The organism is Tepidibacter mesophilus (assembly GCF_002724055.1).
Taxonomy (GTDB): Bacteria; Bacillota; Clostridia; order Peptostreptococcales; family Peptostreptococcaceae; genus Tepidibacter_A; species Tepidibacter_A mesophilus.
This window is the reverse complement of sequence record NZ_BDQY01000004.1, coordinates 138,754-153,154: the sequence shown is the minus strand read 5'-3', so window position 1 is coordinate 153,154 and position 14,401 is coordinate 138,754. Positions and strand designations below refer to the sequence as shown.

General features: G+C 29.7%; 15 protein-coding genes and 1 riboswitch. Of the genes, 13 read left to right on the top strand and 2 right to left on the bottom strand.

All coding sequences use genetic code 11. From position 1 onward, the window contains the following. Window positions 1-242 precede the first annotated feature (242 nt). The 13 genes from Tmeso_RS04795 to Tmeso_RS04735 all read left to right on the top strand — a co-directional run bounded on the left by Tmeso_RS04795 (window position 243) and on the right by Tmeso_RS04735 (window position 13,427). Window positions 243-2,279, top strand: a complete 2,037-nt coding sequence (locus Tmeso_RS04795; protein WP_099188811.1) for a methyl-accepting chemotaxis protein — start codon at window positions 243-245, stop codon at window positions 2,277-2,279. Between the two features lie 188 nt (window positions 2,280-2,467). Next, the gene (locus tag Tmeso_RS04790; RefSeq protein WP_099188809.1) at window positions 2,468-3,259 is read left to right on the top strand and encodes an Mrp/NBP35 family ATP-binding protein; all 792 of its coding nucleotides are present in this window, start codon (window positions 2,468-2,470) and stop codon (window positions 3,257-3,259) included. Continuing rightward, window positions 3,259-3,624: a NifB/NifX family molybdenum-iron cluster-binding protein gene (locus Tmeso_RS04785; protein ID WP_099188808.1), complete on the top strand. Its 366-nt coding sequence runs from the start codon at window positions 3,259-3,261 to the stop codon at window positions 3,622-3,624. The genes Tmeso_RS04790 and Tmeso_RS04785 overlap by 1 nt, the downstream gene beginning before the upstream one ends. A gap of 14 nt (window positions 3,625-3,638) precedes the next feature. Continuing rightward, window positions 3,639-4,469, top strand: coding sequence for an ATP-binding protein (locus Tmeso_RS04780; protein WP_099188807.1), 831 nt, complete (start codon window positions 3,639-3,641; stop codon window positions 4,467-4,469). After that, window positions 4,460-5,317 carry an ATP-binding protein gene (locus Tmeso_RS04775; protein WP_099188806.1) on the top strand — a complete coding sequence of 286 codons (858 nt, stop codon included), beginning with the start codon at window positions 4,460-4,462 and terminating at the stop codon, window positions 5,315-5,317. Before Tmeso_RS04780 ends, Tmeso_RS04775 begins: the two co-directional genes overlap by 10 nt. After that, window positions 5,318-5,674 carry a NifB/NifX family molybdenum-iron cluster-binding protein gene (locus Tmeso_RS04770; RefSeq protein WP_099188805.1) on the top strand — a complete coding sequence of 119 codons (357 nt, stop codon included), beginning with the start codon at window positions 5,318-5,320 and terminating at the stop codon, window positions 5,672-5,674. Window positions 5,675-5,751: 77 nt separating this feature from the next. Further along, entirely contained in the window at window positions 5,752-6,189 is a 438-nt protein-coding gene (locus tag Tmeso_RS04765; protein WP_099188804.1) for a DUF134 domain-containing protein, read from the top strand. A gap of 68 nt (window positions 6,190-6,257) precedes the next feature. Then, a riboswitch (TPP riboswitch) is annotated at window positions 6,258-6,361 on the top strand. Between the two features lie 114 nt (window positions 6,362-6,475). Then, complete coding sequence (thiD, locus tag Tmeso_RS04760) at window positions 6,476-7,294, top strand: bifunctional hydroxymethylpyrimidine kinase/phosphomethylpyrimidine kinase (protein WP_099188803.1); 819 nt, start codon at window positions 6,476-6,478, stop codon at window positions 7,292-7,294. Further along, window positions 7,294-8,079: a hydroxyethylthiazole kinase gene (gene thiM / locus Tmeso_RS04755; RefSeq protein ID WP_099188802.1), complete on the top strand. Its 786-nt coding sequence runs from the start codon at window positions 7,294-7,296 to the stop codon at window positions 8,077-8,079. Before thiD ends, thiM begins: the two co-directional genes overlap by 1 nt. A gap of 17 nt (window positions 8,080-8,096) precedes the next feature. Further along, on the top strand, window positions 8,097-8,711 hold the full coding sequence (gene thiE, locus Tmeso_RS04750) for a thiamine phosphate synthase (RefSeq protein WP_099188801.1): 615 nt from the start codon (window positions 8,097-8,099) through the stop codon (window positions 8,709-8,711). A gap of 229 nt (window positions 8,712-8,940) precedes the next feature. Continuing rightward, the gene (locus Tmeso_RS04745) at window positions 8,941-9,711 is read left to right on the top strand and encodes a hypothetical protein (protein WP_099188800.1); all 771 of its coding nucleotides are present in this window, start codon (window positions 8,941-8,943) and stop codon (window positions 9,709-9,711) included. A 332-nt stretch (window positions 9,712-10,043) separates the two neighbouring features. Further along, entirely contained in the window at window positions 10,044-11,447 is a 1,404-nt protein-coding gene (gene nhaC, locus Tmeso_RS04740; protein WP_099188799.1) for a Na+/H+ antiporter NhaC, read from the top strand. A 357-nt stretch (window positions 11,448-11,804) separates the two neighbouring features. Next, entirely contained in the window at window positions 11,805-13,427 is a 1,623-nt protein-coding gene (locus Tmeso_RS04735) for a Na/Pi cotransporter family protein (RefSeq protein WP_099188798.1), read from the top strand. A 143-nt stretch (window positions 13,428-13,570) separates the two neighbouring features. On the opposite strand, the gene Tmeso_RS04730 is transcribed toward Tmeso_RS04735, so the two are convergent. Together Tmeso_RS04730 and Tmeso_RS04725 are read right to left on the bottom strand one after the other, a co-directional pair. Further along, window positions 13,571-13,771 (bottom strand): cold-shock protein, encoded by a 201-nt coding sequence (locus Tmeso_RS04730; protein WP_099188797.1) that lies wholly within the window; start codon window positions 13,769-13,771, stop codon window positions 13,571-13,573. Window positions 13,772-13,888: 117 nt separating this feature from the next. Beyond that, complete coding sequence (locus tag Tmeso_RS04725) at window positions 13,889-14,314, bottom strand: DUF3783 domain-containing protein (RefSeq protein WP_099188796.1); 426 nt, start codon at window positions 14,312-14,314, stop codon at window positions 13,889-13,891. Window positions 14,315-14,401: the final 87 nt, after the last annotated feature.

Below are 14,401 nucleotides of genomic sequence, written 5' to 3'. Positions count from 1 at the left end.
ATAATGTCTATTACTTGTTAGTACTAATCTGTATCAGAAGACAAGAATGTGTAGAGGTAGAGGAAAATAAGAACATGACATTAATTTTCAAAAAAATATATATATTTACAAAATATTCAATCAAAATATAATTAATTACAAAATTCTGCAAATTATGGAGCGTTTTAGATTGAAAAAAGTTTTCCTTTTGCATATAATGAGAACTATAAAGTAAATAAACATCTTAAAGGGGAGATATACAAATGATTGACAACATATTAACAAAATTCACGTTTAAATGGAAAGTTATAAGTATTGTATTAACTTTATTTCTTATCTCTATTTCAATTCTTATGGGTGCATCTATTAGAACAGTTAATAATAAATTAGAAGATGAAATAACAAAGAATGGTATGAATTTAGCTGAACAGATAGTGAATCAAATACAGGGCAGTAAAGAAATTGAAAATATATTAGAGAATATAATAGATGACAAAATTATAACTGCTTCTTCTATGATAAAGTATATGGATATGAATACGATTTCTAATGAAAAAATAGTTCAACTAGTTTCTGATTTAGGGATTTCGGAAATAAGTATTGTAGGTCCAGATAGGATTATAGATTATTCTAATGTTCCTGCTAATATAGGTTGGGCGTATCCTGAAGGACATGCTATGGATGCTGTATTTAATGGCAGCTCAGATACTTATTTAGAGGATGCAAGAGAAAACCCATTAGATGGAAAGCTTTATAAATTTGGAGGTATTAGTTTAGGTAATGGTTATTTTGTACAGGCTGGTGTTTCTGTAGGTATAATAGAGGAGTTTAAGAAAAATGTTAATATCCAAAATACACTTACAAAAGTAACAGAAGATGAAAGTGTATTATATGCAATACAGATTGATAAAACAGGTTTAGGTGTTGCAGGTACTAAGGAAATGATTGGTAGAACATATGATGATGATGTAACAAAATCAGCAGCTATAAACGGAAAATCTGCTGCGAATAAATGGTTTGATGAAAAATTAAATATTTGGGCATATGATGTACAAATACCATTTTATGAAGATGGAAAGCATGTTGGTTCTATTGATGTAGGATTATCATTAGATTCTTTAACAAATGCTAAAAATGATATTATGAAAACTTCAATTATATTATCCTTAATTATAATTTTATTAGTTGCTCTAATTCTATATTTTGTAATAGGGTATTCTATGAAACCATTAAAAACAACTTCTAGGCATATTCAAAGAATTGCAGAAGGAGATTTTGCTGAATGTATAGATTCAAAAATATTAAAATACAATGATGAAATAGGATACATAGCTAATTCAGTTCAAAAAATGCAGGAAGAATTAAAAAATCTTGTAAGCAATATTAAAAATAGCGCATATACAATGTCGAACCATTCAGATAGTTTAGCTGAAATTACTGATCAATCTAATCAAGCTATGAGCGTTATTGCTCAGTCAGTTGAACAGATATCATTAAGTGCATCTGAACAAGCAAATGATGCTCAATCAGTTGCTATTAGTACAGAAAAATTGGGTGAAAAAATAAATATTTCTACTGAGGTTATTAATGAAGCTGTTTGCTTGACAAATGAAACGGACAAGATATGTAAAGAAGGTAGTATTATTATATCTGATTTATATGAGAAAACAGAAAACAGTAAAAAGAAGAACAGAGATGTTCATAGCATTATTGAAGAAGTAAACATTGCAACCGTAAATGCAGAGGGCATCACAAATCTTATAACTCAGATTTCAGAACAAACCAATTTATTAGCTCTTAATGCAAGCATAGAAGCGGCTCGAGCAGGGGAAGCTGGTAAAGGATTTGCTGTAGTTGCAGATGAAATTAGAAAACTAGCAGAAAATACAGGAAATGCAACAAAGGATATAAATGAGATAATAAACAACATACAAATGAAAGCAGTTAATGCTGTAAGTATAATGAATGAAGTAAATCATATGACAGAAATTAATGATCAGACTATTGATAATACAGGTAATGCATTTAGAAAAATTGAACAAAAGTTAGAAGAACTTGTATCAAAAATAGTAGAAGTAAAACAAGTTAGTAATGATATTTCAGATAATAAAGAAATTATTATCGAGTCTATACAAAATATATCAGCAATAACAGAAGAAACTTCAGCAGGAACAGAAGAAGTTTCAGCTTCAGCAGAAGAACAATTAGCTTCTATACAAGAAATAATGTCCTTAGCTAAAACATCAAATGAATTGGCTAAAGAACTTCAAAGTAATGTAGAAAGATTTAAAGTTGAATAGTTAATAAGACTATATGATTTTTAATAAAAATCCTGCATTTTTAATCCTTAAATAGGGTTTTAAATGCAGGATTTTATTTTGTATATGAATGAAAGTTATTGGCATTTGACAATAATTAAAAATGAGAGTATACTTAAAGTGGCATATGCTAATAAAAAAATTACATATGATAAATAGGAGGGTTAAAAATGGAAATTCAAAAAGAAAAAACAAATGATCTCACAAGTATAAAAAAAGTAATAGCTGTTATGAGTGGTAAAGGAGGAGTTGGAAAGTCTTCTGTAACTTCTTTAATGGCAGTATCTTTAAAAAATAAAGGATATAATGTAGGTATTTTAGATGCTGATATTACAGGACCGAGTATTCCAAAAGTATTCGGAGTCAATTCTAAAAGAGCTGATAGTGATGGTACTCATATATATCCTGTATCTACAACTACAGGTATTAAGGTGATGTCTATAAATTTACTTATAGAGAAGGAAGAGTCACCAGTTATATGGAGAGGGCCTGTAATAGCTAATAGTGTGAAACAATTTTATACAGATACAGCATGGGGAGAACTTGATTATTTATTAATTGATCTTCCTCCAGGAACAGGAGATGTACCTCTTACTATAATGCAATCTCTACCGGTAGATGGAATAGTTGTAGTTACATCACCTCAAGACTTAGTAAGCTTAATTGTAACAAAATCTATAAATATGGCTAAAATGATGAATACTCCAATACTTGGAATAGTAGAGAATATGAGTTATTTTGAGTGTCCGGATTGTAATAAAAAAATCAATATATTTGGGAAAAGTAATATAGAAGAAATAGCACAAAATCTAGATATTGACGTAATTGCCAAACTTCCGATAGATCCACAGTTTGTAGAACTTTGTGATGAAGGAAAAGTAGAACTTTATGAAAAAATCAATTTAACTTTTGAAGATATTTTTTCTAAAAAAATAGAAGAAAAAATAGGAGGAACAATATAATGAAATTATGTATATCAAGCATAACAAATAAAGAAAATTCTCAAGCTGATTCTAGATTTGGAAGATGCCCTTACTTTGCAATATACAATACAGAAAATAATACTTTTGAATTTATAGAAAATAGTGGAATAACATCACCACAAGGAGCAGGAATTGCTGCTGCTCAACAAATTGCTGATCAAAAAGTTGAAGCCGTTATTACAGGAAACATGGGACCTAATGCTATGAAAATAATAGATGCCGCAGGAATAAAAACATATAAGATTAATAATGAAACAATAAAAGATGCTGTTAAACTTTATATTGATAATAAATTACCTACAATAGATAAAGCAGGTCCATCTCATTTAGGGATGCAAAAATAGAAAGGATTGACAAAATGCAAATAACTATTCTAAGTGGTAAAGGAGGAACTGGTAAAACTACTATATCTACTAATCTTGCTAAAGTGATGAAAGCAAGATATATAGATTGTGATGTTGAAGAGCCTAATGGCTTTATATTTTTAAAACCTGACATTGAAGAAAGTAGTGATGTTTTTATACCTGTTCCAAAGGTAGATAAAGATAAATGTATATCTTGCAAAAAGTGCGTTGATAGATGTCAATTCAATGCTTTAGCTTTTGTAAATAAAGAAATAGTTTTATTTGAAAAACTTTGTCATGGTTGTGGGGCTTGTTCACTTATATGTCCAACAGATGCAATTTCAGAAGAACAAAGAATTATAGGAAAAACTCACAAAGGAAAAAGTGATGATTTAGAGTGTTTAATGGGAATTTTAAATATAGGAGAGCCAATGGCAGGACCTATAATAAGTAAGTTGAAAAAGGCAATTGATGAAAAAACTACAATAATAGATAGTGCACCAGGAAGTTCCTGTAATGTAGTTAAAGCTTTGATTGACTCTGATTATGCTATTTTGGTAACTGAGCCTACAGCTTTTGGTCTTCATGATTTAAAAATAGCAGTAGAACTTGTTAGAAATATGAATATTCCATTTGGGGTAATTATAAACAGAGCTGATGATTATGAAAATATAATTGTTGATTATTGTATGGATGAAAATATAAAAATTATTGGAATAATTCCATTTTCAAAACAAATAGCACAACTATACTCTCAAGGGAAATTATTAATTGAAAATAATGAATATAGAAATATATTTAAAAAAATAATAAAAGAACTTGAGGGGGAAATCATATGGAGTTAATTGTCATAAGCGGAAAAGGAGGAACGGGTAAAACTACAGTTGTAGGTTCTTTTGCATATCTAAGTGAGGAGAGTCTTAAAGTAGATTGTGATGTAGATGCATCAAATTTACACATACTATTAGGTGTAAATGATATAGAAAAAGAAGCATTTATAGGTGCTAAAGTTGCTCATATAGATAGGGAAAAGTGTGTGAAATGTGGAAAATGTGAAAACACGTGTAGATTCAATGCTATAAGTAATTTTGCTATAGACCCTTTGAAGTGCGAAGGTTGTGGTGTCTGTAATATTGTCTGCAAGTATGAGGCAATTAAATTAGAGGATGAAGTAACGGGTGAAACATTCATAACGGATACAGATAAGGGGATTTTATCAAGAGCAGAGATGATTGCAGGTGCAGAAGGATCTGGAAAATTAGTTACTACTGTTAGAAAAAATATATCAAAGTATAAAAAAGACGAGAATCTTATAATATTAGATGGTTCTCCTGGTGTAGGATGTGCCGTTATGGCATCAGTAACAGGGTGTGATGCAGCACTTATAGTAGTAGAGCCTACTCAGTCAGGGCTTGAGGATTTTTTAAGAGTACTTTCTGTAACTATACTTTTTGGATTAACTTCATTCGTATGTATAAATAAATACGATATTAATGAAGATATGTCAAATGAAATAGAAAAAGTTTGTGAAAAAGAGAATGTAGAGGTAATTGGAAAAATTCCTTTTGATGAAATGGTTAAGAAGTCAATAAATGAATTAAGACCTATTGTAACTTATGAGAATAGTAATTCTGGAAAAGAAATAAGAAATATATGGAAAACATTGAATGAAAAATTAAAGGAGGTAAATTAAATGAAAGTAGCAATTGCAAAAGAAGGAAATATGGTATCAGGTCATTTTGGACATTGTGAAGGCTTTGAAGTTTTTGATATAGAAAACAATAGTATAGCAGGAAGAAATTTTATAGAAAATCCAGGACACAGACCAGGATTTCTTCCTGGATTTGTAGCTGAAAAAGGAATAAAGCTTATTATTGCAGGTGGAATGGGAGAAACAGCACAAGAACTATTTAAAGAAAATGGAGTAGATGTAGTAGTTGGAGCACAAGGAAATTTAGATGATATAATTAATAAATATATAAGCGGTGAACTCAAATCAACAGGAAGTGTATGTAAAGAACATCAACATGAAGGACATTGTAACGATTAATTTGGTAAGAAAATCCCTGGATATACATTTTAAATAAATGATATAATTAAACATATACAGTACAGGGAGGTATAACTATGGCAAGACCTACAAAGGCTAGGACAGTAGAATTTTTTCCGGAAAATAATTATTTCGTTCCAGTTGGAAAACAAAAATGTGATATAGAAGAAGTTGAGGTAAAGATAGAAGAACTTGAAGCTATGAGACTTAAGGATATTGAAGGATTGAACCAAGAAGAATGTGCAAAGAAAATGCAAGTGTCTAGACAGACATTTCAAAACATAATAGACAGTGCCCGTAAAAAAGTAGCCTTATCATTAACAGAGGGAAAGGCTATAAGAATAAGTGGAGGACATTACACTACTAAGCACTGTAAGTTTAAATGTATGGACTGTGGAAATGAGTATAACATACAATATAGTCAAGATAAGATATCTTGTCCTTCCTGTGGATTAAGCAAAGTTGCTTGCACAAAGAAGGTTGGATTATGTAAGAATTTATGCAAAGATAAATAATATATTTGCAAAATAATAGATTTGATGTATAATTAAACCAGACTTTGAGAAAAGTTTAAAACAATTTAATAAAAAGCTAGGGGTGCCTTTTGGCTGAGAAATAGACATTGTCTATTAACTCTTTAAACCTGATTTGGTTAGTACCAACGTAGGGAAGTTATGATTAAATGATTTTAGTATATGCATATTAATTGTATTCGTTATGAATACAATTTTTTTTTGCAAAATCACTTATTTATATATAAAGAATTCCCCCTAGACTTTTTGAGAATAGGGGGAATTTTTCATGAATATTAAAAAGAATTACAGAGTACCAGTACTTACAATAGCAGGATCTGATTCATCTGGAGGAGCCGGTATTCAAGCTGATTTAAAGACTTTCAGTGCTCTTAAGACTTTTGGTATGAGTGTTATAACAGCAATTACAGCTCAAAATACTAAAGGAGTATTTGCTGTAGAGGAGATTAGTCAAGAGATAATAAAAAAACAGATAGAAGTAATATTTGAAGATATTCCTCCTAAGGCTTTGAAAATAGGTATGGTTTCAAGTGCTCAAATAATAAAAGAAATAGCAGATACATTAAGCAGATATGAGGTTAATAATCTTGTGATAGATCCTGTTATGATTTCAAAGAGTGGATACTCTCTATTAAAAACAGAAGCGAAGAAAAGCCTCATCCATCATCTGATACCAATGGCTCATATCATAACTCCTAATACAATGGAAGCTGAGGAAATAACAGGTATACATATTCAAAACTTAGAAGATATGAAAGAAGCTGCTAAAAAATTACTAGAGATTGGGCCTAAGTATGTATTAGTTAAAGGTGGTCACTTAGAGGGTGATGCTGTTGATTTATTAATGGGTGATGGTATATGTGAATTATTCGAATCTAAAAGGCTTGATAGAAAAAATACTCATGGAACAGGGTGCACACTATCATCAGCTATAGTTACTCAATTAGCTCATGGATATGATATAAAACAAGCAGTCAAAAATAGCAAGGAATATATAACAAATGCGATAGAAAATAGCTTTGATATAGGTCATGGCATAGGTCCTGTTCATCACTTTTATGAATATGATAAGGGAGGAAATCAATAGTGTACGAATTAATAGAAAAAGTAAAAAAAGTATCTCCATTAGTAGTTCATTACACTAATGAAGTTACTATAAATGATTGCGCAAATATGACTTTGGCAATAGGAGCAAGTCCTTTGATGAGCTATTCATATGAAGAATTAGAAGATGTAATAAATATTGCAAGTTCAGTTGTTATAAATATAGGAACTATGAATACTGCTTACTTAGATTTATTTATAAAAGCAGCTAAATATGCAAATAAGATTAACAAAAAACTTGTATTAGATCCTGTCGGAGTATTTGCATCAAATAAAAGACAAGAAATAGTAAAAAGACTTCTAGAAGAAGCAAAATTTGATGTTATCAAAGGTAATATGGCAGAAATAAAATTCATAGGAGGACAACAGGTAAATGGTCAAGGTGTTGATTCTCATGAGGAATGTGATGATATTGAATATCCAAAAAAAATAAGCAAACAATTCAGTGCCACACTAGCTATAACAGGCAAAACAGATATTATAGTAGATGGTGATAGTGTTGTAAAAATACACAATGGAACATCTAAGTTAAAGAGCGTAACAGGAACAGGATGTATGATAAATAGTTTGATAGGAAGTTTTTTAGGAGTTAGTGATAATAATATGGATGCTGCAATTATGGGAACATTGTGCATGTCATTAGCAGGTGAGTTAGCAGATGAAGGTGGGATTGCAATCGGATCATTTAAGGTAAATTTATTTGATAATATATATACACTTACTGAAGATAAAATACGAAGTTTTGGAAAGGTTGAGACTATATATTAAAAAGAGGGGATATAAATATGAAGGATTATGGTCTTTATATAGTAACAGATAGTAAAATATTAGATGGAAGAGATTTTCATGAGTGCATAGAAGATGCATTAAAAGGTGGAGCTAAGACTGTTCAACTTAGAGAAAAATATGCAACTGGAGCTGAGTTTTTGCAAAAAGCAATTAAGCTAAGAACATTGACTAAAAAGTATAATGCTATGTTTATTATAAACGATAGGGTTGATATTGCTATGATATCAAATGCTGATGGAGTTCATATAGGGCAAAGTGATATACCCGTTTCTTATGTGAAATCTATAGTAGGTAAGGAGAGGATAGTAGGAGTATCAGTATCTAACATTGAAGAAGCAAAAATAGCTAAATTAAATGGAGCAGATTATATAGGTGTAGGAGCTATGTTTAATACCTCTACAAAACTGGACGCTAAAAGTGTTAGTATAGAAACACTTAAGAACATAAGAAAAGAGATTGATATTCCGATAGTTGCTATTGGAGGACTTCAATTAGATAATATAGATTTATTAAAAAAGTGTGATATTCAAGGGTATGCAGTTGTATCTGCAATACTAGGAAACGATGATATAGAAAGTGAATGTGATAAATGGTTATGTAAAATAAAATAGCTCCATCAACAGGGGGGAGGTAGTTGATGGAGCTAATCTAGGAATTAATTAAAAGTTATTAATTCCTCAGTAGATTATTTATATTATTTACAGTTATAAATTTTATATACATTTTTTATTTAAAAAAATATATATAAAAGATATAAATTATTGTAACAAAACTGTGACAAAACTTCTTTAGAATAAAGAGTAAGAAATAAAATATCTGAATTCGAAAGGAGAAATAAAAATGAAAACAAATTCAAGAGTAAGAAAATTACTTAGTGGAGTTTTAATAGGAGGAACAGTATTATCATCTATTGCAGGTGTTGCTTTTGCAAATGAATTGGACAATTTAAATACTACAGAAAAAGCATCTATTAATAGTCAAATGAATAAAGGAATCGGTTCTAAAGATTGTAACTTTAAACAAAATAGAAATGGCGTTAATAAAGACATGGATACTTTAGTTGAAAAAGGTATTATAACTCAAGAAGAAGCCGATAAGTGGAATGACTTCCGTGAACAAAAAAGAAATCAAATGCAAGAAGCTACTAAGGATATGACAAGACAAGAAAGAATGGAATATATGAAAGAAAATCATGTTAAAGGTGAAGGACTTTCGCAATTAGTTGAAGAAGGAGTATTAAATCAAGAAAGAGCAGATGAAATACAAGATAAGATGCATCAAATGAAGGTAGATTTAAATAAACAAAAGCATGAAGAAAGAGTAAATAAATTAGTTGAAGATGGTATAATAACTCAAGATGAAGCTGACAAGTGGATAAAGTTTAGTGCTGAAAAAATGGAAGAAAGAAAAGCAGAAATGGAAAAAATTAAAGATATGACAGCGGAAGAAAGAAAAGCATATTTTACTGAGAATCGTAAAGAAAAAGGAGAAGGATTAGCAGAGCTTGTAGAGGCTGGAGTAATATCTCAAGATACAGCAGATAAAATAAAAGAAATCCATCAAGATAATCAAAGAGGAAATAGACAAAGAAAAATGATGAAAAACTTTTAATAAAAAAGACTCTCGAAATCTGAGAGTCTTTTTTTAGTATTATATATAATACTGAGACTGAATTAAAAAGCCGAAGTAAAAATCTTAGATAATTATAAAAGTTGTTGGAATTGACAAAAATTTATTAATCATGTATAATAAATGAAACGATTGTATACAAAAACTTATAATAAGAGGGTGTTTAATCAAGAAAATATAGAAAAATTAATTTAAAAAACTAATAGAATAAGGTTAATTAAATTTAAAAGTCTCATTTATTTCATAATATGTAAATGAGCAAAAAAACAAAGATTAATAAACAAAATATTATGCGAAAAAATTAGGGGGTTATTATGAGTGAAAAAAAACGTATAACGTTAGGAGTATCACTTATACCGATAATTTCATTGGTATTATTTTTAGCAATAGCAGTATTTAAATTTGAGTCATCTCCACATATACCATTAATAGCAGCATCTGCTATTGCTGGTCTTGTTGCAACTTATATAGGTTACACTTGGAAAGAGATAGAAACTGGAATGTTAAAAAGTATAAATATGGGAATGCAAGCCATATTAATACTTATGATAATAGGAACTATTATAGGTACTTGGATATTAAGTGGAGTTGTTCCAACGATGATATATTATGGACTTCAAATATTATCACCATCTATATTCTTGGTTGCAACTGCTATAATATGTGCAGTGGTAGCGCTTTCAACTGGATCATCTTGGACAACTGTTGGTACTGTTGGTATAGCACTTGTTGGTGTTGGTAAAGGACTTGGAATGTCAGAACCTATGATAGCAGGAGCTATAATATCTGGGTCTTATTTTGGAGATAAAATGTCTCCTTTATCGGATACAACTAATTTAGCGCCTGCGATGTCAGGAGCTACGTTGTTTGATCATGTAAGACATATGATATATACAACTGGACCTTCGTTTTTAATAGCACTTGTGATTTATGGAATACTTGGGATGAAGTATTCTGGAGGAGAGGTTGATTCTGAAAGTATTAATTTAATACTTAACACTTTAAATAATCAGTTTAATATAAACTTTATGTTATTGATACCACCGCTTTTAGTTATAGCTCTTGTTGTATTCAAGGTTCCAGCTATACCTGGGCTTGTATGTGGAACTATAATAGGAGGTATATTTGCTGTAGTATTCCAAGGCGCAGGTCTTGAAAGTATTTTAGCATCAGCTCAAAGTGGATTTGTATCTAATACTGGAGTTGATGTGGTTGACCAACTATTAAGTAGGGGTGGACTTGATAGTATGATGGGAACAGTATCGCTAATACTATGTGCCCTTAGTTTTGGTGGTATATTAGAAAGTACAGGTATGCTTGAGTGTATGGCAGCTAATATATTAAAGTTAGCAAAAGGGACAGGATCATTAATACTTGTTACTGTATTATCTTGTATATTCACTAACCTAGTTACTGGAGATCAATATTTATCTATAGTTGTGCCGGGTAGAATGTATAAGGATGCATATAGAAAGAGAGGATTACATCCTAAGAATCTATCTAGAACGCTTGAGGATTCAGGAACTCTAACTTCTGCATTGATTCCGTGGAATACGTGTGGAGCTTATATGTCAACGACACTTGGAGTTCATCCGTTTGCTTATATGCAATATGCATTTTTAAACCTAATTAATCCTGTAGTGGCTATAGTATATGGATACTTAGGAATTACAATAGAATATGTAGATGAGGAATTCTTCGAAGAAGAAACAGCTTAAACATAAAAAAGGCTACTTTAAAATAATTTTAAAGTAGTCTTTTTTATGTTTAAGTAGATTATATAATTTTCAATTTGTGGTAATACTTATGAAAGAACTACGATATTAACTATTTTTTAGAAACGTAGTTAGTATCACTAGTTGGGTACATATAGGTATGTGATAGAATAAAACGAATTTTTTTATACATATCAACACTATTATATGAAAACAATATTAAATATAAGTTAAACAATGCTGATTTTAACTTTTATTTAACTTATATTTAACTTAAACTTAACAATACTAACATTCTATTTTGTTAAGATGAATTAGAAGGTAGAATTACATTTATGAGGACTATCGAGGAGGAATAATATGTTTTTAGAAATAGCATTAGGAGTAATTGGCGGTCTTGGATTATTTTTATATGGGATGAATCTAATGGCAGCAGGACTTCAAAAGGCAGCAGGAGAAAAATTAAAAAAGATAATAGCGATGTTAACAAGTAATAGATTTATGGCTGTTTTAGTTGGAACTTTTGTTACTGCTGTGATACAGAGTAGTAGTGCAACGACTGTTATGGTGGTTGGATTTGTTAATGCAGGTATAATGCAATTGACTCAAGCTATAGGTGTTATAATGGGAGCAAATATCGGTACGACAGTTACAGCTCAGCTTGTATCTTTTGAATTAACTGAAATAGCACCAGTTGCTGTTGGAATTGGTATGATAATATATTTATTTTCGTCTAATGAGAGAAATAAAAAATTTGCAGAGATACTAATAGGTTTTGGTATATTATTTATAGGTATGGATTTTATGAAGGATGCCGTTAAGCCATTAAGAGAGGTTAAGGCTTTTACTGATGCATTAGTAAGTTTTGGGCATAATCCTTTCTTAGGTATATTAATGGGATTTGGACTTACTGTAATAGTTCAAAGTAGTAGTGCTTCTATGGGGATACTTTTAGCTCTTGCATCTGAAGGGTTGATGCCTTTATCATCAGCACTTCCTATATTATATGGAGAGAACATAGGAACGTGTATTACTGCGCTGTTATCTAGTATAGGAGCTAGTAAAAATGCAAAAAGAGCAGCTATTATGCACTTAACATTCAATATAATAGGTACTACTATATTTGCTTTTGTTTTAAGGGCACCTATAACTATGCTTGTAACTAAACTTAACCCTATTGATGTGACGAGACAAATAGCTAATGCCCATACTTTATTCAACATTATAAATGTTATAATACAGTTTCCTTTTGCAATGTTTATAGTGAAAATTGCTATGACTATAATACCTGAAAAAGAAGATGAAAAAGAATACAAGCTTACTAAGTATATAGATGATAGAATTCTTGAAACACCATCTATAGCTCTTTCGAACTCTATAAGAGAGGCTTTAAGAATGGGTAAGACTGCTAGAAAGTCGTTTGAATCATCTATGAATGCAGTTTTAAATAGATCGAGAAAAGATGTAGATGAAACGTTTGCAAAAGAAAGAAAAATAAATGAATTACAAAAACTGCTTACAGAATACTTAATGAAATTATCAAATAAAGATTTATCTGTAAATCATAGAGAAATAGTAGATGGGTTATTCCATACTATCGGTGATATAGAAAGAGTTGGAGATCATGCTGATAATATAGCTGAACTTGCTATAGAAGTTATAGAAAAAGAGATAGTTTTCTCTGAAAGTGCTATACAAGACTTAAAAGTTATGTTTGAAAAAGTTATGTTAGCATATAAGACATCTATTGATTCTATGAAGAATGCAGATATAGATTTAGCTTTAAGTGTATTAAAGATAGAAGAACAAATAGATGAGATGGAGAAATCATATAGAAAGAATCATATATATAGATTGAATAATAATAAATGTAGTATAGAATCGGGAATAATATTTTTAGAATTAATAAGTAATATGGAAAGAATAGGCGACCATGCTTCTAATATAGCCAAGTATGTAATAGATGCAAATCCTAATAGTTAAAATTAAAAAGTATTCTTTATAAAAAACCAGCTTCGAATTTTCGGAGCTGGTTCTTTTATTTAAAAAAATACAAAAAAAGAAAAAACCTAGATTATACTAGGTTTTCCTTGAAATAAATATATATTAAAATATATAATTATTTATTATACTCTACTTACGTTAGCAGCTTGAGGTCCTTTAGGTCCATCAGTTACTTCGAATTCAACTTTTTGTCCTTCTTCTAAAGTTTTGAATCCATCAGTTTGGATTGCTGAGAAATGTACGAATACGTCTTCTCCACCATCTACTGTTATGAAACCAAATCCTTTTTCACTATTGAACCACTTAACTATTCCTGTTTTCATTTAAAAATCCTCCAAAAAAATTATTCTGTAACTACGTTACTCATATTCTGTAACTATATTACTTATATAGAGTAACACGTATACTTAGTATTGTCAAACTTTATATTTCATATACATCTATTTATTTTTTTTATTTATCATAATCATATGCTCTTGATAAACATCTTTTATTAAATCTTTTAAAAACCACGATTTATTAGTTTTAGTTAGTAGTGCTACCAGTGGTTTGGCGAAATTATTCTCTTTTATAAAATTAAAGAAATCTATAACTTCTTTATTAGAAAAACCACTTAAAAGTATAAAAGGTATATCTGGAAAATCTTGATTTGAATTATTATTTTGATTAATATTATTCGAAGTAACTATATCATACACTTTTTGATTTAAATATGACTTATTTAAAAATACAAAATTATTTTCACCAATATCTTTGAAGGATGTCTCAAACTTAATAATATCTTGGTCAGAATATCCATATATTAAAATTTTATGTGGATCATTAGGTTTTTCATTATTTCTATCATCTATTTTATTAAAACTCATTTTTAACACTCCTTTATATATATCATATTATATTTATATCCCAAAAAAAGATATTTAAAAGCTTGTTTTTGATTTTTACACATACAA

What these genes read in the sequence shown, in the direction of transcription:
- Tmeso_RS04790 (WP_099188809.1), top strand. Translation starts at nt 2,468, where the DNA reads ATGGAAATTCAAAAAGAAAAAACAAATGATCTCACAAGTATAAAAAAA.
- Tmeso_RS04730 (WP_099188797.1), bottom strand. Translation starts at nt 13,771, where the DNA reads ATGAAAACAGGAATAGTTAAGTGGTTCAATAGTGAAAAAGGATTTGGT.
- thiD (WP_099188803.1), top strand. Translation starts at nt 6,476, where the DNA reads ATGAATATTAAAAAGAATTACAGAGTACCAGTACTTACAATAGCAGGA.
- nhaC (WP_099188799.1), top strand. Translation starts at nt 10,044, where the DNA reads ATGAGTGAAAAAAAACGTATAACGTTAGGAGTATCACTTATACCGATA.
- Tmeso_RS04795 (WP_099188811.1), top strand. Translation starts at nt 243, where the DNA reads ATGATTGACAACATATTAACAAAATTCACGTTTAAATGGAAAGTTATA.
- Tmeso_RS04765 (WP_099188804.1), top strand. Translation starts at nt 5,752, where the DNA reads ATGGCAAGACCTACAAAGGCTAGGACAGTAGAATTTTTTCCGGAAAAT.
- Tmeso_RS04725 (WP_099188796.1), bottom strand. Translation starts at nt 14,314, where the DNA reads ATGAGTTTTAATAAAATAGATGATAGAAATAATGAAAAACCTAATGAT.
- thiE (WP_099188801.1), top strand. Translation starts at nt 8,097, where the DNA reads ATGAAGGATTATGGTCTTTATATAGTAACAGATAGTAAAATATTAGAT.
- Tmeso_RS04770 (WP_099188805.1), top strand. Translation starts at nt 5,318, where the DNA reads ATGAAAGTAGCAATTGCAAAAGAAGGAAATATGGTATCAGGTCATTTT.
- Tmeso_RS04745 (WP_099188800.1), top strand. Translation starts at nt 8,941, where the DNA reads ATGAAAACAAATTCAAGAGTAAGAAAATTACTTAGTGGAGTTTTAATA.
- Tmeso_RS04775 (WP_099188806.1), top strand. Translation starts at nt 4,460, where the DNA reads ATGGAGTTAATTGTCATAAGCGGAAAAGGAGGAACGGGTAAAACTACA.
- Tmeso_RS04780 (WP_099188807.1), top strand. Translation starts at nt 3,639, where the DNA reads ATGCAAATAACTATTCTAAGTGGTAAAGGAGGAACTGGTAAAACTACT.
- Tmeso_RS04735 (WP_099188798.1), top strand. Translation starts at nt 11,805, where the DNA reads ATGTTTTTAGAAATAGCATTAGGAGTAATTGGCGGTCTTGGATTATTT.
- Tmeso_RS04785 (WP_099188808.1), top strand. Translation starts at nt 3,259, where the DNA reads ATGAAATTATGTATATCAAGCATAACAAATAAAGAAAATTCTCAAGCT.